This is a genomic window from Nonomuraea sp. NPDC049784 (assembly GCF_040659615.1).
Lineage (GTDB): Bacteria > Actinomycetota > Actinomycetes > Streptosporangiales > Streptosporangiaceae > Nonomuraea.
Window position 1 is genome coordinate 41,207 of the sequence record NZ_JBFAMX010000004.1, and the last position, 17,957, is coordinate 59,163.

20 protein-coding genes are annotated in these 17,957 nt (G+C 69.1%); 6 read left to right on the forward strand and 14 right to left on the reverse strand.

What is annotated here, in order from left to right; genetic code table 11:
* Nucleotides 1-57: 57 nt before the first annotated feature.
* The gene (locus tag AB0J09_RS01855) at nucleotides 58-750 is read right to left on the reverse strand and encodes a lytic transglycosylase domain-containing protein (RefSeq protein ID WP_360683479.1); all 693 of its coding nucleotides are present in this window, start codon (nucleotides 748-750) and stop codon (nucleotides 58-60) included.
* A 285-nt stretch (nucleotides 751-1,035) separates the two neighbouring features.
* Between AB0J09_RS01855 and AB0J09_RS01860 the strand changes: the two genes are divergently transcribed.
* The 3 genes from AB0J09_RS01860 to AB0J09_RS01870 are packed head-to-tail and all read left to right on the forward strand — an operon-like array spanning nucleotide 1,036 to nucleotide 3,619.
* Nucleotides 1,036-1,710, forward strand: coding sequence for a response regulator transcription factor (locus AB0J09_RS01860; RefSeq protein ID WP_360683482.1), 675 nt, complete (start codon nucleotides 1,036-1,038; stop codon nucleotides 1,708-1,710).
* Entirely contained in the window at nucleotides 1,707-3,119 is a 1,413-nt protein-coding gene (locus AB0J09_RS01865) for a HAMP domain-containing sensor histidine kinase (protein WP_360683485.1), read from the forward strand. Before AB0J09_RS01860 ends, AB0J09_RS01865 begins: the two co-directional genes overlap by 4 nt.
* Complete coding sequence (locus AB0J09_RS01870; RefSeq protein WP_360683488.1) at nucleotides 3,116-3,619, forward strand: hypothetical protein; 504 nt, start codon at nucleotides 3,116-3,118, stop codon at nucleotides 3,617-3,619. The genes AB0J09_RS01865 and AB0J09_RS01870 overlap by 4 nt, the downstream gene beginning before the upstream one ends.
* Nucleotides 3,620-3,643: 24 nt before the next feature.
* Here AB0J09_RS01870 and AB0J09_RS01875 read toward each other — a convergent pair whose 3' ends face one another.
* The 12 genes from AB0J09_RS01875 to AB0J09_RS01930 all read right to left on the reverse strand — a co-directional run bounded on the left by AB0J09_RS01875 (nucleotide 3,644) and on the right by AB0J09_RS01930 (nucleotide 15,207).
* Nucleotides 3,644-4,912 (reverse strand): PhoH family protein, encoded by a 1,269-nt coding sequence (locus AB0J09_RS01875; protein ID WP_360683649.1) that lies wholly within the window; start codon nucleotides 4,910-4,912, stop codon nucleotides 3,644-3,646.
* 258 nt (nucleotides 4,913-5,170) lie between these two features.
* On the reverse strand, nucleotides 5,171-5,932 hold the full coding sequence (locus AB0J09_RS01880) for an isoprenyl transferase (protein WP_360683490.1): 762 nt from the start codon (nucleotides 5,930-5,932) through the stop codon (nucleotides 5,171-5,173).
* A 51-nt stretch (nucleotides 5,933-5,983) separates the two neighbouring features.
* A complete protein-coding gene (locus AB0J09_RS01885; RefSeq protein WP_360683493.1) occupies nucleotides 5,984-6,532 on the reverse strand; it encodes a hypothetical protein in 549 nt (182 codons plus the stop codon).
* 136 nt (nucleotides 6,533-6,668) lie between these two features.
* The gene (locus tag AB0J09_RS01890) at nucleotides 6,669-7,079 is read right to left on the reverse strand and encodes a hypothetical protein (RefSeq protein ID WP_360683496.1); all 411 of its coding nucleotides are present in this window, start codon (nucleotides 7,077-7,079) and stop codon (nucleotides 6,669-6,671) included.
* Nucleotides 7,076-7,939, reverse strand: a complete 864-nt coding sequence (locus AB0J09_RS01895; protein ID WP_360683498.1) for a DUF692 domain-containing protein — start codon at nucleotides 7,937-7,939, stop codon at nucleotides 7,076-7,078. The genes AB0J09_RS01890 and AB0J09_RS01895 overlap by 4 nt, the downstream gene beginning before the upstream one ends.
* Nucleotide 7,940: 1 nt before the next feature.
* A complete protein-coding gene (locus AB0J09_RS01900) occupies nucleotides 7,941-8,882 on the reverse strand; it encodes a TIGR04222 domain-containing membrane protein (RefSeq protein WP_360683501.1) in 942 nt (313 codons plus the stop codon).
* A gap of 81 nt (nucleotides 8,883-8,963) precedes the next feature.
* The gene (locus tag AB0J09_RS01905) at nucleotides 8,964-9,731 is read right to left on the reverse strand and encodes a TIGR04222 domain-containing membrane protein (RefSeq protein ID WP_360683503.1); all 768 of its coding nucleotides are present in this window, start codon (nucleotides 9,729-9,731) and stop codon (nucleotides 8,964-8,966) included.
* A 68-nt stretch (nucleotides 9,732-9,799) separates the two neighbouring features.
* Complete coding sequence (locus AB0J09_RS01910) at nucleotides 9,800-11,593, reverse strand: phosphoenolpyruvate carboxykinase (GTP) (RefSeq protein ID WP_360683505.1); 1,794 nt, start codon at nucleotides 11,591-11,593, stop codon at nucleotides 9,800-9,802.
* A gap of 249 nt (nucleotides 11,594-11,842) precedes the next feature.
* Nucleotides 11,843-12,364, reverse strand: a complete 522-nt coding sequence (locus AB0J09_RS01915) for a hypothetical protein (RefSeq protein WP_360683508.1) — start codon at nucleotides 12,362-12,364, stop codon at nucleotides 11,843-11,845.
* A 528-nt stretch (nucleotides 12,365-12,892) separates the two neighbouring features.
* Nucleotides 12,893-14,056, reverse strand: coding sequence for a C40 family peptidase (locus AB0J09_RS01920; protein ID WP_360683511.1), 1,164 nt, complete (start codon nucleotides 14,054-14,056; stop codon nucleotides 12,893-12,895).
* Between the two features lie 122 nt (nucleotides 14,057-14,178).
* Entirely contained in the window at nucleotides 14,179-14,679 is a 501-nt protein-coding gene (gene greA, locus AB0J09_RS01925) for a transcription elongation factor GreA (protein ID WP_043628806.1), read from the reverse strand.
* A 108-nt stretch (nucleotides 14,680-14,787) separates the two neighbouring features.
* Complete coding sequence (locus AB0J09_RS01930; protein WP_360683514.1) at nucleotides 14,788-15,207, reverse strand: DUF4307 domain-containing protein; 420 nt, start codon at nucleotides 15,205-15,207, stop codon at nucleotides 14,788-14,790.
* Between the two features lie 135 nt (nucleotides 15,208-15,342).
* Between AB0J09_RS01930 and mca the strand changes: the two genes are divergently transcribed.
* Genes mca through AB0J09_RS01945 form a run of 3 tightly spaced genes read left to right on the forward strand, consistent with a single transcriptional unit; the run spans nucleotide 15,343 to nucleotide 16,723 of the window.
* Entirely contained in the window at nucleotides 15,343-16,227 is an 885-nt protein-coding gene (mca, locus tag AB0J09_RS01935) for a mycothiol conjugate amidase Mca (protein ID WP_360683517.1), read from the forward strand.
* Between the two features lie 34 nt (nucleotides 16,228-16,261).
* Nucleotides 16,262-16,426 carry a hypothetical protein gene (locus tag AB0J09_RS01940; protein ID WP_360683520.1) on the forward strand — a complete coding sequence of 55 codons (165 nt, stop codon included), beginning with the start codon at nucleotides 16,262-16,264 and terminating at the stop codon, nucleotides 16,424-16,426.
* On the forward strand, nucleotides 16,427-16,723 hold the full coding sequence (locus AB0J09_RS01945) for a GNAT family N-acetyltransferase (RefSeq protein ID WP_360683523.1): 297 nt from the start codon (nucleotides 16,427-16,429) through the stop codon (nucleotides 16,721-16,723).
* Here the strand turns inward: AB0J09_RS01945 and AB0J09_RS01950 are convergent.
* Nucleotides 16,706-17,854: a hypothetical protein gene (locus tag AB0J09_RS01950; protein WP_360683652.1), complete on the reverse strand. Its 1,149-nt coding sequence runs from the start codon at nucleotides 17,852-17,854 to the stop codon at nucleotides 16,706-16,708. The two genes, AB0J09_RS01945 and AB0J09_RS01950, sit on opposite strands and share 18 nt — an antisense overlap.
* Nucleotides 17,855-17,957: the final 103 nt, after the last annotated feature.

The window sequence follows — 17,957 nt, forward strand, 5'->3', positions numbered from 1 at the left end:
GCCGGTATACCCCTTCCGGCTCGGCGGCTTGCCGATTAGAGAAGGAAAGTTGACCTTCTAATACCAACCCACCGACTGTGAATGCCCCCAAGCAGCGCAAGGCGTGCCGTAGCGGCCCTTGATATAGCCGAGGCCCCACTTGATCTGGGTCTCGGCATTGGTCTGCCAGTCGCCGCCCGCGCTGGCCATCTTGCTGCCGGGCAGGGCCTGCGGGATGCCGTACGCGCCGGAGTAGCGGTTCATCGCCCGCTCGTTCCAGCCGCTCTCCTTCGTCCAGAGCCGCTCCAGGCAGCCCCACTGGTCGCCCCAGCCCATGGAGGCGAGCAGGGTCTTGGCGGTGGCCTTGTTGCTGCCCGGCGAGGGATCGCTGCCCGGCGGGAAGTTCATGGACGGGAACCCGTCACCGCCCGGCGCCTTCTTCGGCACGACCCAGTCGAGGTCGCCCTTGCCCGCACCGGAACGGTCCTTCTTCAGCTGGTCCGCCTTGAATGCCTGCTGGGCCGCGTTCTTGAGCGCGTCGCTCTGGGGATCGGGCACGTAGAGCTTGCCGCTGGCGATCGCGCCGAGCTGCTCCGGCGTGAAGGGGTCGGCGGGCGGCCTGTTGGCGTTCTGGATCGCACGATAGGCGACGAAGCCGCCTCCACCGACGACGACCACGAGGGAGACGGCGATGACGACGATGCGCTTCGGGGTGAAACGCGCAGGCCGGCGCGCCGAGGGCAGGTCTTCCTTCGGGGGGCGCTCACTCAACTGCGGACCGGGGCTCACGAACCATGAGCTTGCCCTGTCCTGGGGGGTGGTTCGCAACCGAAACGCGGTAATCGCTTGGCTCTATGTTGGTTAACCCGCCGGTAAGCACGGCGTTTCGGAACGGTGTGATTTTGGTCACATAGACCATGGGCTCCCCTTCGGGCGCCCGTAGCCGAAGGGGAAGCCGCTTCCAGGGTGCCGCGGCCACTTCGGGATCCCATCAGCGCCACGTCACAGTTTGGTGACTTAGTTCGGGCATTCGGGACATGGAATAATAATGTGCGCGTGGCCGGCATTCTCCTTGTTGAAGACGACCCCTCCGTGCGTACCGCTCTCGAGCTCGCGCTGACCCGGCAGGGGCACTCCGTCACGTCCTATGCGACGGGCGAGGAGGCGCTTGAACACATCAGGGCCCGCCGCCCGGAGATCGCGATCCTCGACGTGATGCTCCCGGGTATCGACGGGGTCGAGGTGTGCCGCCGTGTGCGCAAGCTCGACCAGCTGCCCGTCATCCTGCTCACGGCCCGCGGCGACGACCTGGACGTGGTGGTCGGGCTCGAGGCCGGCGCCGACGACTACGTGGTCAAGCCGGTCGAGCCCAGGGTCCTGGACGCGCGCATCCGCGCCATCCTGCGCAGGGCCGAGTCCGCCGCCTCCGATCGCATCACCTTCGGCGACCTCGTGATCGACCGGGGCGCGCTCAAGGTCACGCTGGCCGGCAAGGAGATCCACCTGACGCCGACCGAGCTGCGGCTGCTGCTGGAGCTCGTACGGCACCCCGGCCAGGTGCTCAACCGCCGCTACCTGCTGCGCGCCGTGTGGGACCACACGCACATCGCCGACTCGCGACTGGTGGACGCCTGCGTGCAGCGGATCCGCGCGAAGATCGAGCCGAAGCCGGCCGAGCCCGTGTTCATCCACACGGTGCGCGGGTTCGGCTACCGTTTCAGCCCCCCGTGATCCCGCTGCCCACCGGGCTGCGCGCCCGCCTCGTCATCACGTTCACGCTCGTCGCCGTCACCGCATCGACGCTGGTCGCCACCATCGGCTTCGAACTCGCCAAGACCGCGCTCGTTACCCGGGCCGAGAACACCTCGCTCGACCTGGTCACCAGGGAGCTGAGCGGCATCACCTTCCCCGTCGGCAAACTCAGGCCGGGCGAGGCCGCGCCGACGACCGACGATTTGGACCACGTGACCGCCGCGCTGAGCGGGCCGGGCAGAAGTGTGCTGGTCGAATACGGCAACATGGTCTCCGCCGAGGGCCCCATGACCATGAGCGACGTGCCCAACGAGCTCTACGGCCGGGCCAAGCAGAGCGTCGTCACCCAGCGCAAGATCATCGATGACCAGCTCTGGCTCATCGTCGGCGCCGAGGTCTACCGCGACACCGGCGGCGTGCCCGAGGCCACGGGGCTGCGCGCGTTCGTCTTCTTCCCGATGCACGACGACGAGAGCCAGCTCGGCACGCTCAGGACCACGCTCGTCCAGGGTGGCGCGGCCATCGTGCTGATCGCGCTGGTCGTGGCGCTGTTGTCGGCCAGGCAGGTGCTGTTGCCGGTCAGGCGGCTCAGCGCGGCCGCGCAGGCGCTCGGCCAGGGCAGGCTCGACACCCGCCTGCCCGTCCACGGGCAGGACGAGCTGGCCGAGCTGACCGCCAGGTTCAACGACGCGGCCGCGGCGCTGGAGCTGAGCGTGTCGGAGCTGCGCGCTCTGGAGGCCATGTCGCGCCGGTTCGTGGCGGACGTCTCGCACGAGCTGCGCACGCCCCTGACCGCGATGACGGCCGTGGCCGACATGCTCTCCGAGGAGGCCAACCGGCTGCCCGATGCGCCCGCGGAGGCAGTGCGGCTGGTGCTCAGGGAGATCGAGCGCCTGCGCGAGCTGGTCGAGCACCTCATCGAGATCAGCCGCTTCGACGCGGGCACGGCCACGCTCAACCTCGAGCCGGTGAACGTGGCCGATGCCATCATGGACTGCCTGGAGGTACGCGGCTGGAGCGACCAGGTGCAGGTGAAGGCCTCCCAGGGCTTGACCGTGAACCTCGATCCGAGGAGGTTCGACGTCATCGTGGCCAACCTGGTCGGCAACGCGCTCAAGCACGGTCAGCCCCCGGTCGTGGTGAGCGCCAGGGGCACCGAGAACGGCCTGGAGGTGAAGGTGCGCGACCACGGCAAGGGCATCCCTCACGAGGCGCTGCCGCACGTCTTCGACCGCTTCTTCAAGGCGGGCGCGGGCCGGGCCCGCAGCCAGGGCAGCGGCCTCGGCCTCGCGATCGCCAGAGCGAACGTCCACCTCCACGGCGGCACCGTCTCCGTACGCCTCCAGAACCCCGGCACCCTGTTCACCGTCTGGCTCCCGCACGCATGAAAGCCCTCCGTGCTCTGATACTGCTCGCCCTGCTCGCCCTGGCGGCCTGCGGCATCTCGCCCACGGACGTGCAGGACCGCGGCAACGTGCCCACCATCAAGGTCCCGCCACCGTCCAAGACGATCTACCTGATCAGGGACGGCAAGCTCGCCCTGGAGCCGGCCGACGTCGAGAACGACACCGTCGGCAGCCTGCTCGGCGCGCTCTTCGCGGCCTCCACGCAGCCTCTCGGCGAGCGGGACACCGCGCTGCGCGGCTTCACGTACCTGGGGATCAAGGACTCGCTGAACCCCGTGCAGCGGGACGAGATCCAGCTCCCGCGCACCTCGACGCTGACCGTCTACATCAGGGGCGAGGGCACGCTGACCAGGCTCGGCAAGGCGCAGATCGTCTGCACGGCCCAGCAGGACGCGGCGTTCGAGCTGGTCAAGATCGTCCGCGAGAACGCGGACCGCCCCTCCCAGTCGGAGGGGCGGTACACCTGCGGCGAACTGAAATGAGCCTCTAGAGGCCTCTGGAGGCTTCTAGAGGGTGATGTCCTCCAGCATCTCCGTCACCAGCGCGGCGATCGGGGAGCGCTCGGAGCGGGTCAGCGTGACGTGGGCGAAGAGCGGGTGGCCCTTGAGCTTCTCCACCACCGCCACCACGCCGTCGTGCCGCCCGACCCTGAGGTTGTCGCGCTGGGCGATGTCGTGGGTGAGCACGACCCTCGAGTTGGCGCCGATCCTGCTCAGCACGGTCAGCAGCACCCCGCGCTCCAGCGACTGGGCCTCGTCCACGATCACGAACGCGTCGTGCAGCGACCGGCCGCGGATGTGCGTCAGCGGGAGCACCTCAAGCATGCCCCTGTCGAGCACCTCCTCGATCACCTCGGGCGAGGTGATCGCGCCGAGCGTGTCGTAGACCGCCTGCGCCCACGGGCCCATCTTCTCGCCCTCGGTGCCCGGCAGGTAGCCGAGCTCCTGGCCGCCCACGGCGTAGAGCGGGCGGAAGACGACCACCTTGCGGTGCTGGCGGCGCTCCAGGACCGCCTCCAGGCCCGCGCAGAGCGCCAGCGCCGACTTGCCGGTGCCGGCCCGGCCTCCCAGCGAGACGATGCCGATCTCCGGGTCCATCAGCAGGTCGAGCGCGATGCGCTGCTCGGCGGAGCGGCCGTGCAGGCCGAACACCTCGCGGTCGCCGCGGACGAGCCGTACCGACTTGTCCGGCTGCACCCGGCCGAGCGCCGAGCCCCTGGCCGACAGCAGCCGCAGCCCGGTGTGCGCCGGCAGGTCCCTGGCCTCCTCGAGGTCGGCGGTGCCCTGCTCGAAGAGCGCCTCGACGCCCTCGGTGGTCACCTGGACCTCGGCCATCCCCGTCCAGCCCGACTCGTGAACGAGCTCGGCGCGGTATTCCTCGGCTGCCAGGCCGATCGAGGCCGCCTTGACCCGCAGTGGCAGGTCTTTGGACACCAGCACGACGTCGCAGCCCTCGGCGGCCAGCGAGCGGGCCACGGTCAGGATGCGCGTGTCGTTGTCTCCCAGGCGGAACCCCACAGGCAGGATGGAGGGATCGCTGTGATTGAGCTCAACCCTGATCGTGCCGTCCTCCGTAGGCATCGGCTCGTCGAGCCTGCCGTACTGGATCCGCAGGTCGTCGAGGTAGCGCAGAGCCTTCCGCGCGAAGTAGCCGAGCTCGGGATGGTGCCGCTTCCCCTCCAGCTCGGTGATGACCACGATCGGAAGGACAACGTCGTGCTCGGCGAAGCGCGTCATTGCCGCCGGGTCGGCTAGCAGGACTGAGGTGTCCAGCACGTACGTCCGCTTGGCCGACTGGTGAGTAGGGTTGCTCGAGGACACTGCCACACGTTCTCCCCCGGGCGCCCATTGGGGCGGGCGCCCTGCAGACGAGGCGGGATTCGGACCGGGCCCACTTCCCCGACCGCAAGCTGCCGTCGGCGCCGGGTCCCGGCCCCCCTCGGCAGATCTTGGTGCAAAGGCGGGCCCTCTCCGAAATGTCCGGCCTGCGGTCGGACATTTTCTACGTTACGTTCTGAATGCCCTCTTGTCGCACTATGAACCGTAACGTCGGTGTCTCGCAGCGTAGTCGCGCAGCGCCCGCAGGAAGTCGACCCTGCGGAAGTCAGGCCAGTAGGCCTCGTGGAAGTAGAACTCAGAATGAGCGCTCTGCCAGAGCATGAAGCCGGACAGACGCTGCTCCCCCGAGGTCCGGATGAGGAGGTCCGGGTCGGGCTGGCCGCGAGTGTAGAGATGCTCCGCGATGTGCTCCACATCGAGCACCTCGACGAGGTCCTCGATGCTCGCCCCCTTGCTCGCATGCTCTTGGAGCAGTGAGCGCACCGCATCGGCAATCTCACGTCTTCCTCCATACCCAACTGCAACGTTCACAATCAGGCCTGGACGGTGTGATGACGCTTCCTTTGCATTTTTTAGGACATTCGCCGTTCGGTCAGGCAGCAGATCGAGCGCACCGACCGGGCTGATCCGCCAGCCCTCCTCCACGAGCTCCTGCGTCACGTCCTCGATGATGCGCAGCAGCGGCTCCAACTCCTCCTTCGGCCTGTTGAGGTTGTCGTTGGACAACATCCACACCGTGACGACCTCGACGCCGGTCTCGCGGCACCAGCCGAGCAGCTCGGAGATCTTGTCGGCACCCTTGCGGTGGCCGCTGGCGACGTCACGCATGCCCATCGCGCGCGCCCAGCGGCGATTGCCGTCAATGATGACCCCGACGTGCCGGGGGATGCTGTCCTTCGACAGCTTGGACTCCAGCCGGTGCTCATACAGCCGGTAGACCAGATCGCGCAGGCCCACGGAGTTCCTCCCCAGCGGTTGCCTTTGGTCGCTTGACCCAACAGGCAATTATCACCGCGATTCGCCCATGCCCGCCCCGTCTATCGGATTCCTCGCCAGATCTCTACCTTCTAGACACCCCTCCGCCTCATTCACTAGGCCTCGTACGAACGTCGCCAACTCGGCCGACGTCAGCACCGCACGCATGCCCACGCCCGTCGAGCCCCACGCCTCCACGTACGCCCTCCTGGTCAGCCGCCACTGCCCCTTGGCCGCCTGCCACACGGGGATGGTCCTGAGCTGGCAGCGCAGCTCGCCGCCGCCCACCAGGCCCGCTCTCGTGCGGTAGCGGAAGGAGAACAGTTCGCTGTCCGGCTCCTCGTCGGGAAACCTGTCGTCCGGATCGGCCCACCGCCTGGCAGGTCCCCGGCCCTCGCGGGCGTCGTCCACGCCGCGCGCCAGGCGCGCGAGCAGCCAGCCGCACCGCTCTCCGACACTCCCGTACGGCGTGCCGTCGCGTTGGAGCTCGAGGGTGACCTCGTACGGCGTGCCGACGCTGTCCTTGCATGCCACCGGCGTGACGATCAGATATGAGCCGTCGACGCAACGCAGTCCCCCCATTCCCTCACGGTTTCCGGCCGAATGTCGGCTAAACCGCCTATGCCGGATCCGCCCCCGCCTTCCCACAGGACCCCACCGAAGTGCGGCGGGTGGTGGAGAAGCGCAGGTCAGTCGCGGTGCCGTGCGGAAACGGGGCTCAGGGCAGGAAGCGGGACCACCAGCGGGGCTTGCGAGGTGGGTCGGGCAGGCGGCCGCGTTCGCGCAGCCAGGCGGCGAAGTCGTCGGCGTCGGTGCGGTAGTTGGGCGGCGGCACGCTGCGGGACCGGGCGTAGGCGGCGAACTCCGCCACCAGGTCGGGGCCCGCCGCGGTGGCCGCGTCGGGACGGAGCCTGGCCACGACGCTGCGCCGCTTGGCGACCAGGCTCAGCGCCTGCACCCGCATCCGCTCGGGATCGAACCCCTCCGGCACGGCGGCCCCCGCGACGAGGGCCGCCACCACCCGTCCCTGCGCCTCCGCGAGGCGACGCTGAGTCTCCACCAGCCCCTGCCCATCCGGATCCGCCGAGCGGCCCTGAGCCTCCGCGAGGCACTGCGGCTCGTCCGTCATCCGGCCTCCCGAGCCAGGGACATCGCGGCCCTGATCCTGGACAGCTCGCTCTCCAGAGCCGCGTCGCTCGGGTAGTCGTCGTCCCACTCCAGCAGCACGCCCGGCGGCGTGGCCCGGGCGCACAGCTCGCTGAGGAGGTCGAGGACGGCCTGGGGCGCGGAGGTGGTGTGCGTGTCGTGCCAGATGCCGTGATGCTCGTACCCGCCGGCCACATGGACGTACGCGAGGTGCTCGAGCGGCAGCGCGTCGAGCGCGTCCACCGCCGACAGGCCCAGGTTGAACTGGTTGGTGTAGAGGTTGGCCACGTCGATCAACAACCCGACCCCGGTGCGCTCGACCAGCTCGGCGAGGAACTGGGCCTCGGTCAGCTCGTCGTCGGGCCAGCCGAAGATCGCGGCAACGTTCTCCAGGGCCAGCGGCACCGGCAGCGCGTCCTGCGCCTGGCGCACGTTCTCGGTGATGGCCCGCAACGACTCGCGCGTGCGCGGCACGGGCAGCAGGTGGCCGGCCTCCAGCCCGCCGCCCCGTACGAACGCCAGGTGCTCGCTGACCAGCGGCGAGTCCAGTGCCTCCGCACAGGCGGCCAGGTGGGCCAGCCTGGCCGGGGAGGGCGGCTCGGCGCCGCCGATCCCCAGCGAGACCCCGTGCGGGATCACCGGCAGGCCCCTGGCGCGCAGGAGGCGTAACGACTCGGGCAGGTGGGCGGGCTTGATGTTCTCGGCGACCACCTCGAGGAAGTCGACGCCCGGCATCCGCTCGATCGACAGGTCGAGCTCGGCCCGCCAGCCGATGCCCACTCCGAGCTCCATCCCCGGCTCGTCCCCGAGGGCGGCCCGCCGTCCGGCCTCCGGCTCGGACATGTCAGCTCCCTCCGCCACCGCAACCACCGCCGCCGCAGCCGCTTCCGCCACCGCAGCCGGAGGAGCCACTGCCACAGCCCGACCCGCTGTCGGCCGCTCCGCCGCAACCACCGTAGTAGTAGCCGCCACCGCCACCGCCACTGCTGCCAGACGCCGACCGCCGCCTGCGTCGGGGCGCGGCCTGCGGGACGTAGGTGTCCAGCGCCCTGCTCAGGTCCGTGTCGCGCAGCGCCCAATGGCCGTGCAGCGCGACGTGTACCGGGCTGTTGCCCGAGCCCGCGGGGTACGCCTTCCTGGCCTGGTCCCGCTCCTCGATCCCGTCGGCGGTGAGCGCGACCCGCCTGGACTTCCTGTCGCCGGCGAGCACGACCGCCGCACCGATCCCCATTGCCACCAGGACGAGCAGGGCGAGCAGCGGCAGCAGCACCGGACCTCCGGCGAGCACGACCACCCCCGCTACGACCCCGGCGACCGCCAGGACCGACACCACCCTCAGTCCGACGGCCAGCCACTTGAGCCGTGCGAGACGGGCAGCGGACAGGATCAGGCCCAGCTCGGCGAGACGGTGCTCGAGCTCCTTCATGGCCGGGCCACGGCCCACCGCCTGGCTGACCAGCCACCTCGACGGGCCGGCGTTGTCCGCGACGGCGGTCAGAGTCTCCCGCTCGATGGGGTTGTCCGTGGCGAACCTTACGGAGACGGTGTGGAAGCGCGGCCCCCGTGACACGCGCAGCTCTCCGGTTTCGGCCAGGAGCGTGATGGCCGTGTTGACCACCTGCTCGGGTCCGCCCGCCAGATAGGCGAGATCGTAGTGATCGAGGTCGCGAGCGCGGGGTCCGGCCCCGGCCGCCCGGTTGGGGGCGTACTCGCGTTTGATCGCGGAGGCGATGGTGACGGCGATCGCCGCCAGGGCCACCGAGAGAATCAGCAGGACAAGGTCCATTACGGCCTCCCTCCGTCCAGCCGATCAGGCTGGTTACCGAAGAGACGCGTAAAGCAACGATAAGAGTTTCGTTCTGCTCATTTAGATTCCCGGCACTTTTTCAACTGCTGCTGCCGCAGCTGGACCCGCCACCGCAGCTCGACGAGCTCCCGCCGCAGCTCGACGACCCGCAGCTGGACGAGCCCCCGCCGAAGTCATGGCCGCCGAAGGTGGTGCCGTCGCCGCCACCGCTGAAACTCCCGCAGGAGCCGGTGCAGTCGCCACCCGGGTCGCCCGCCGACAGCTCGTCGCAGAGGCTCTGGTCGCCGGCGTCCTGCAGCCCGTACAGCGCGACGGGGACCCCGACCGCCATGGCCAGCGAGCTCTGGTCGCGCACGCCCCTCGGGTGGTAGCCGCGAGCCGACAGCAGGACCGCCACGCCGTCCCGTACGCGTCCTCCGGCACGATCAGGCCGCGCGCCTGGAGCCCGCTGACCAGCCCGGCGAGCGCCGGATGTCCCTCCAGCTCCCGCCGCAGCTCGCCCGCCCGGCAGCCGCCCGGCCTGGCGGCCAGCGTGTCGAGCACGGCCTGCTCGATCTGCACCGGCGACGGCTGGGCGCCGTGGACGGGGGTGACCTGCGAGCCGCGCGACACACGAATGGCGCCGGCCGTCGCGAGGACGACCAGCGCCGTGTTGATGACCCGCCGCGGCCCGCCGGAAAGGTAGGCCAGCTCGTACGGGGAGAGATGGTGCCCGTCACCGCTCGGCGCCGCCTCGCTGACGCGTCTGCGCTCGCGCTCGACGCCCTGTTCGGCCGCGTTGACCAGGAAAACCACGCCAAACGCGGCGAAGAGCAGGACGTAGTCCACGACAGCCCCCTCCTAGCGGTACGGCAGTCCGTCAAGTTAGACGGCGCCGCCGTACCGCACAAGGGGGGTCAGCCGAGCCGGTCGAGCAGAGCGTTGTACTCGTCCCACAGCTCCTTCGGCAGACGCGAGCCGAACTTGTCGAAGTGGGCCGGGACAAGCGACGCCTCCTCGCGCCACACGTCCTTGTCGACCGACAGCAGCGTGTGCAGGTCCTCCTCGGACAGGTCCAGGCCCTCGGTGTCGAGGTCGGCGGGCAGCAGGCCGATCGCCGTCGGCACGGCCTTGGCCTCGCCGTTGAGCCGGTCGACGATCCACTTGAGCACCCGGCTGTTCTCGCCGAAGCCCGGCCAGATGAACTTGCCGTCGGCGTCCTTGCGGAACCAGTTGACGTAGTAGATCCGGGGCAGCTTGGCGCCCTTGCGGCGGCCTATGTCCAGCCAGTGGTCGAAGTAGTCGCCCATGTTGTAGCCGCAGAACGGCAGCATGGCGAACGGGTCGTAGCGCAGCTCGCCGACCTTGCCCTCGGCTGCGGCGGTCTTCTCGGAGGCGACGTTGGCTCCGAGGAAGACGCCGTGCTCCCAGCTCAGCGACTCCGTCACCAGAGGTACGGCGGTGGCGCGGCGACCGCCGAACAAGATCGCTGAGATGGGCACGCCCTTGGGGTCCTGCCATTCGGGTGCGATGGTCGGGCACTGCGAGGCCGGGGTGGTGAAGCGGGCGTTCGGGTGGGCGGCCGGCTCGCCACTGTCGGGCGTCCAGGAACGGCCCTTCCAGTCGGTCAGGTGCGCCGGCGGCTCCTCGGTCAGCCCCTCCCACCACACGTCGCCGTCGTCGGTGAGGGCGACGTTGGTGAAGATGCTGTTGCCCCAGAGCGTCCTGATCGCGTTGGCGTTGGTCACCTGGCCGGTGCCGGGCGCGACGCCGAAGAAGCCGGCCTCCGGATTGATCGCGTAGAGGCGGCCGTCATCGCCGAAGCGCATCCAGGCGATGTCGTCGCCGATCGTCTCGACCTTCCAGCCGGGGATCGTGGGCTGGAGCATGGCGAGGTTGGTCTTGCCGCAGGCGCTCGGGAAGGCCGCGGCGATGTAGCGGGTCTCCCCGGAGGGCGGCGTGAGCTTGAGAATCAGCATGTGCTCGGCCATCCAGCCCTCGTCGCGGGCCATGGCGCTGGCGATGCGCAGGGCGTAGCACTTCTTGCCGAGCAGGGCGTTGCCGCCGTAGCCGGAGCCGTACGACCAGATCTCGCGGGTCTCGGGGAAATGGCTGATGTACTTGGTCGAGCTGCACGGCCAGGGCACGTCCTCCTGGTGCGACTCCAAGGGCGCTCCCACGGAGTGCACGCACTTGACGAACTCGCCCCGCTGCTCGATGAGGCGAAGAGCCCTGTCCCCCATCCTCGTCATGATCCGCATGGAGACGGCGACGTACGGGGAGTCGGTGATCTCGACGCCGAGCTGCGAGATCTCGCCGCCGAGCGGGCCCATGCAGAACGGCACGACGTACATCGTGCGGCCGCGCATACAGCCCTTGAACAGCCGTCCGAACGTCCGGCGCATCTCGTCCGGAGCGATCCAGTTGTTGGTGGGCCCCGCGTCCTCCTCATGCTCGGAGCAGATGAAGGTACGGTCCTCGACTCTGGCCACGTCGCTGGGGTCGGACTTGGCGTAGAAGCTGTTGGGCCGGGCGGCCAGCCGAGTGAGCGTGCCCTGCTCCACGAGGAGGTTGGTCAGGCGCGTCCACTCCTCCTCGGACCCATCGCACCACTCGATCCGGTCTGGCTGGGTCAGGGCGGCGATCTCGTTCACCCACGCGGCCAATTCGCGATTGCTGGTCGGTGCGGGCACTTCCACGGAAACAGACACGACTGCGACTCCTCCACTCTCTCAGGGCCCAGTCATCATTAACGACGAAGCGGCATAAAGGCCAATTGGCATAGACCTGTTGGCTTTGGCCGTCATCGCAGGCAGCGACCCTGACGATTGGTGGAGCCTACCCACGCGAAGCGGATTTAAAAGAGAATTAACACGCAGTGGTCCAGTCCAATCGGGCTGGTCTAAACCAATTTCCCAAGTGGTTTAGTCCATTTCTGCGGCCGTTCCCCCTGGATGGTCTCAGGAATTGACATCCGGCCCCGCCGAGCGAACCCTGTCGACGTGCTGGAGAGCGTCCCGCAGATCCGCCAGCCACGTGTCGGTGTGCTTCCCGACCAATCGGACACACCAGGCCAGTGCGTCACTACGGCTCCTGGCCACTCCCGCGGCCACCAGTGTGTCGAGAACCTGTCGCTCGGTCTGGCGCAGCCTGGTCATCACGGGCACCGAGAGCGTGGTGAACATCACAGTCTCGCCGCCGCAGACCACGCCCCAGGACACCTTCTGCCGGAACTTGCGCTCGGCCTCTCTGGCGATCTCGATCCGTCGCTCGCGCGTCTCTTCCCTGAACCTCCTGGCCAGCCCCTCGATCAGAGCGGCCCGCTCGGCCTCGGGCACGTCGCCGGGCGGATCGGGCAGCGCGCCCAGCACCGCGATCTCCTCGCGGTCCCTGACGATCTCCGGCACGCCGGTGAACCACTCTTCGGGCAACCGCCCGGTGAACCAGCCGTGGATCTGTGCTGTCTCGTTGTCCGTTGCCATGTAATCACCATTACACAGTTGCATGCGAAATGCACGCACCGAATTTCGCGCCTCCGGTCACCCGCCACCACACCACCGGCTCGGCACCCTTCGCCCCGGCCATCTTGGCGCACACCGAATGTCGTCCCACCACGCCGCGCCACGGCCCCAGCACGGCACGGCGGGCGGAGGGGGCGCCCCGACGCCTTGTTGCGTCGCGGGCGCGGCGTGGATCGTGTCCCGTGACGTGGCGGCGCGGTGGCACGGTGACGGTGGCACGGCGACACCGCAGCGCGGTCGCACGACGTCCCCCTTGACCCCAGCACGGCACCGCACCAGCACGGCACGCGCGGCGACCCGACGGCACAGCCCAGCGCGAGTGGTGCAGGCGACGGTGTGCTGCGCGCCGCCCCATCGGCGCGCTTGGACCTTCACGCCGCTCCAGGGCGCGCTGCGGGCGCGCGATTGAGCCCGCGCGTGCCCCGGCGTGGCGCGTGGTGTCGTGCATGCCGCGACACTTACGCAGAAACCCCGCACGCCGGGGGCGGGTTAGCGGACCTTGGACGCCGCGACGGGGCTGACGCGGACGACGCCCGCCAGGTTGCGGGTATGCACCGGGGAGATCTTGACGACGTCTCCGGTGCGCGGCGCCTGGATCATCTTCCCGTTACCCCAATAAATCGCCACATGGGAGATGTAGTCGGGATTAGTCGGATCGGAGCGCCAAAAGAGCAGATCCCCCGGCTGGGCCTGCGACAACGGAACCTGGGGCCCGGTCACCCACTGCTGGTGCGTCACCCGGGGCATCCGCACCCCGGCCTGGGCGAAGGCCCACTGGACCAGGCCGGAGCAGTCGAACGTGTCGGGCCCCTCGGCGCCCCACACGTACGGCCTGCCCAGCTTGGAGGCGGCGGCCTTCAGCGCCACGGTGATCTGTTCGGCACTCATGAACGACCCCGCGGGCCAGCTCCGCGTCCTGGTCTGCGGCTGGGGAAGCACCGGGTTGACCATGGCCACCTGCGTGCCCTTGGGCAGCGCCTTGAGTATGGCCTTGCGCAGCGTGTCGGAGTTGGTGTCCGGGGCGCTCACGATGAGCGCGTTGTCGTGCGGCAACCCCAGCGAACGCCCCACGTCCTTGGACACGACGGCGTCCACCGCGCCGAACCCGGTGGTGGCGTACGCGCCGATCCGCAGCGTCCCGGCCGGGCTCGCCACCCGCCTGTGCAGCACGAGCCCGCCGTCGTTGCCCAGCACGAACGACACGGCCACATCACCGGCGGCGACGTTCTGCCACAGCGGGTCAGAGGAAGCGGTCACCTTGGGTGTGTACGAGCGAAACGTGGATGGATTGACCGCCAGCGTCTGCACCCGCTTGCCGTCGAGCGTGATCGACGCCGCGTCGGCCAGCTCGAGCGCCCGCACCCCGCGCAGCTTGGCGACCTTCTGTAACAGCTCGTTGGTGAACGGCTTGCGGGTGAGCACGAACAAGTTGGGCTTGTGCAGCTTCTTCAACGGCGCCACGGGTTGGTTCGTCGTGGTGGGCTGCTGCTGCGCCGGCGGCTGCTGTTGCTGCCGGCGCTGCTGCTGCGCCATCAGCGTCTGCTTGGGCGTGGCCTGGGCGCGTACGGGCTGCCGTACCTCAACCCCGGATCGCGCGAGCAGCAGCACATCGGCGGTCAGCACCGCGACCAGCGCCACCACGATGAACGGCACCAGCTTGTACGTGTTGCGCCGCTTACGAGACTTGACCAGAAAGCTGAGATCCTGCCGGATCCCTGAGGCATGCGAAAACTCCGCCGGGCCAACGTGGGCCCGGCGGTCGTCTTGCGGGGGAGTCAGTTGCCGATGTACGGCACTGCCTCGAGGATCTCGACGGTGTTCTGGCGCCCGTTGGGGAGGGAGTAGGTCGCCTTCTCCCCGATCTTCTTGCCGTTGATCGCCGCACCCAGGGGGGACTTCGGCGAGTAGACGTCGATCGGTGCTCCGCTCTCCTCGCGGGAGGCGAGCAGGAAGGTGACCTCGTCGTCGTCGCCGACGAACCGGATGGTCACAGTCATGCCGGGGCCGACCACGCCTTCGGCCTTCGGGGCCTCTCCCACCTGGGCGTTGTCGAGAATCTGCCGGAGGTGGAAGATGCGGGCCTCCATCTTGCCCTGCTCATCCTTGGCGGCGTGGTAGCCGCCGTTCTCACGCAGGTCGCCCTCTTCGCGGGCGGCTTCGATCTTCTTGGCGATGTCGACGCGCCCGGGGCCAGAGAGATACTCGTACTCCGCCTTCAGACGGTCGTACGCCTCCTGCGTCAGCCATGTGACGTTCTCATCGCGAGAGTCGGCCACGGGTTCTCCTTGCTTGCCTAGGGGGCCCTGAGATCACTTGAGGTTACGTGTGATTGAATTGCGAAAGGCTAACAAGTTAACCGCTCCAACGCTTCCCCAAATGTCTCACTATACGAGATTGCAGTACTGGATGTGGACGGAAGTGGCCTGACCGCTCGTGTCGAGGCTTTCCTTGATCTGCTTACTACCCTCACCAGCCGGGATTCTTACTTCCTTGCTGCCCACTTCCGAGTGATAGACGTCCAGCGCCCTGATCCGGCAGACGGCCACCCTATCGTCTGGCTTGTACACCTCAAAGGTGATCTCCGCGCGATTCGCGCTCTCAACCGTGAACGTCACCACCTGCGACGGCGCCTCTGAGCCGCCTGCCGTCATCGACCACATGACGTATCCCCAGCCGCCGGCGACGATGGCCACCAGCACGCCGATCACGACGTGGACGACGAGCCGGCCGCCTCGCTTGGGACGGTCCGGGAAGTCGTCGGGTGTGCCGAGAACTGGCCCGTTCTCGACATCTCTGGTCGCCATGGCGGAATCTCCCTGCACTCCCTGAGCGTTATCCGAGACAATTGTCGCCCGCGGGGGGTGTGCCCTCGCGACCGCCCAGCAGAAACTAACCTCTCTGAGCGAGTGACCGGTCCCTACTGAGGAGACATCGAGCCCGTGAGTGCACCGCTGAGGCTGATGGCCGTCCACGCCCACCCCGATGACGAGTCGAGCAAGGGCGCCGCCACGATGGCGCGTTACGTGCGCGAAGGCGTGGAAGTGCTGGTCTGTACCCTCACGGGCGGTGAGCGGGGCTCCGTGCTCAACCCCAAGATGGACCGCCCCGACGTCGTGGCCAACATCGCCGCGATCCGCAAGGCCGAGATGGACCGGGCCCGCGAGATCCTCGGCGTGCAGCAGCGATTCATGGGCTTCGTCGACTCCGGCCTGCCGGAGAACGAGGACGAGGCGCTCCCTGAAGGCTGCTTCGCCGTGCAGAAGCTGGAGGACGCCTCGGCGCCGCTGGTGGCGGCCGTGCGCGAGTTCAGGCCGCATGTGATCATCACGTACGACGACGACGGCGGCTACCCGCACCCCGACCACATCATGACCAACAAGGTCTCGGTCGAGGCGTTCGAGGCGGCCGGCGACCCCGACCGCTACCCGGGCACGGGCGACCCCTGGCAGCCACTGAAGCTCTACTACCAGATGGGCTTCACCAAGGAGCGTTTCGAGGCGCTGCACGAGGCGATGACCTCGCGCGGCCTGGGCTCCCCGTACGCCGACTGGATCGCCCGCTGGGAGGACCGCCCGGCCAAGTGGCCGGTGACCACGCGGGTGCCGTGCGGCGACTACTTCGAGATCCGCGACCAGGCCCTGCTGGCCCACGCCACCCAGATCGACCCCGACAGCTGGTGGTTCGTCTGCCCGCGCGAGCTGCAGCAGGAGATCTGGCCGACCGAGGACTACCACCTGGCGCGCTCGCTCGTGGACACCGAACTGCCCGAGGACGACCTGTTCGCCGGCATCCACGCCGAGGACGTCTCCCCCGCCTGCCACTGACGGGACCACCCTCCCTGGATGGCAGACTGGAACTGTGAACGTTCTAGCAGCAGGTGATGTGAGTCCGGGCCTGCTCGGCTTCGTCGTGGTGGCTTTCCTCGGGTTCGCCCTGTACTTCTTGATCAAGTCGATGAACAAGCAGATGTCGAAGATCCGGGTGCCGCACGAGGGCGACACGGACGACAAGAAGGCCGAGTAGATGTCGATCGAAGTAGTCGACAACTCGACGGAGAGCCGGTTCGAGGTTCTTGTGGACGGCAAGGTAGCCGGGTTCGCCGACTACCGGCTGCTGCCCACCAAGATCGTTTTCACTCACACCGAGGTGCTGCCCGCGTACGAGGGGCAGGGGCTGGCGAGCAAGCTGGTCGGGTACGCGCTCCAGGCGAGCGCCGACACCGGCCTGCGCGTCGTGCCCCTGTGCCCGTACGTCGCGAAGTACATCGAGCGCCACCCCGAGTTCCAGGAACTGGTCGACACCTCATTCGGCGGCCGGTGACCAGGCGCGTTCCAGGGCTTGGGGCAGCCCCCACCAGCCCAGCGGGGTGAGCACCTCGTTCTCGTCGACGATGCCGAGATAGCCCCACAGGCTCACCACCGACATGAACAGCCCCTCGGTCGCGTCGAGGTCGTCGACGTTCTGGTCGTCGACGTCGATGTCCTCCGACTCGGCGATGAGCCGCGCGATCCGCTCGGGCGAGGCGAGCACGCCGGGGCCGAGCCTGGTCAGCGCCGCCACCCCGGCCAGCCAGTCGGCGTGCTGGATCGCGCAGAGGTTGGCCAGCGCGGCGTCCTCCAGACTGAGGTCCCTGTCGAGATCGGCGAACTCCTCCAGCACGTCCCCGTTCTCCGACAGGTCCGAGATGGGCCCAGCGATGCCCGCCGCGACCGCCAGCCACAGCTCGACGTCGTCGTCCGGCATCGGGACGTCGTCGAACCCGGCGCAGGCCCGCAGCACGCTGGCGGGGTAGCCGGGCTGGGCGAGCAGCCCGCGCAGGCGCGCGGCGGCCGCCTCCAGCTGGCCGGCGGGGCGCTCGGGCTGCTCGGGCAGGCCCGCGACGATGCGCCGGAGCTCCGACAGCGCGAACGCCTCCTCCTCGTCCCAGGCCGAGAACAGCTCCTCATCCTGCTCGTCGCTCACCGCGAACCCGGGCACCCTGCCGTCGGACAGCGGCGTGCCGAGCCAGCGCTCCTGCAGCTCCTCGTACGCCCTGCGGGCCTCCTGGTCGCCCGCGGCCAGCGCGTCGGGGTCGATCTCGCCGGACTCCACCCGCTCCTCCAGGTGGGCGACCAGCCGGGCGAACATCTCCGCCGCCACGGGGCCGCGCTCGTCCTCCCCAGGCCACACGAAGTAGCTGGGTGTCATGAGGATCGGCTCGGTGCCGGTGGACTCGACCCAGCGCTGCACGTCACCGACCGTGGCGACGCCGGACTCGATCGAGCTGAGCGTGGCCTTGGCCGACTCCCAGAACGGGCGGGAGAGCGGGTTGCCCGCCGCCATCATCGCGCGCCGCAGGTCGGGCAGCGCCACGAGCGCCACCCCTGACGATACGGCGAGCAGCGCGCGTGCCACGTCCCTGCGTGTGATGGCGCCCGCGGGGCGCCCGGCGTGGGCGCAGACGAAGTCCATATCCACGCCCCGTAACCTACGCCGTCCCGCCCTCTCCAGTCAGCCGCCCGCCGGTGGGGATGCGGCATCGGGCGTGCATGGGGCGGTGGGGCACTCGCGCCGG

Excerpts from the sequence above, each read along its gene's own strand:
- AB0J09_RS01945 (WP_360683523.1), top strand. The coding sequence starts at position 16,427 with ATGTCGATCGAAGTAGTCGACAACTCGACGGAGAGCCGGTTCGAGGTT.
- AB0J09_RS01915 (WP_360683508.1), bottom strand. The coding sequence starts at position 12,364 with ATGGCAACGGACAACGAGACAGCACAGATCCACGGCTGGTTCACCGGG.
- AB0J09_RS01930 (WP_360683514.1), bottom strand. The coding sequence starts at position 15,207 with ATGGCGACCAGAGATGTCGAGAACGGGCCAGTTCTCGGCACACCCGAC.
- AB0J09_RS01885 (WP_360683493.1), bottom strand. The coding sequence starts at position 6,532 with ATGGGGGGACTGCGTTGCGTCGACGGCTCATATCTGATCGTCACGCCG.
- AB0J09_RS01890 (WP_360683496.1), bottom strand. The coding sequence starts at position 7,079 with ATGACGGACGAGCCGCAGTGCCTCGCGGAGGCTCAGGGCCGCTCGGCG.
- AB0J09_RS01900 (WP_360683501.1), bottom strand. The coding sequence starts at position 8,882 with ATGGACCTTGTCCTGCTGATTCTCTCGGTGGCCCTGGCGGCGATCGCC.
- AB0J09_RS01870 (WP_360683488.1), top strand. The coding sequence starts at position 3,116 with ATGAAAGCCCTCCGTGCTCTGATACTGCTCGCCCTGCTCGCCCTGGCG.
- AB0J09_RS01950 (WP_360683652.1), bottom strand. The coding sequence starts at position 17,854 with ATGGACTTCGTCTGCGCCCACGCCGGGCGCCCCGCGGGCGCCATCACA.
- AB0J09_RS01895 (WP_360683498.1), bottom strand. The coding sequence starts at position 7,939 with ATGTCCGAGCCGGAGGCCGGACGGCGGGCCGCCCTCGGGGACGAGCCG.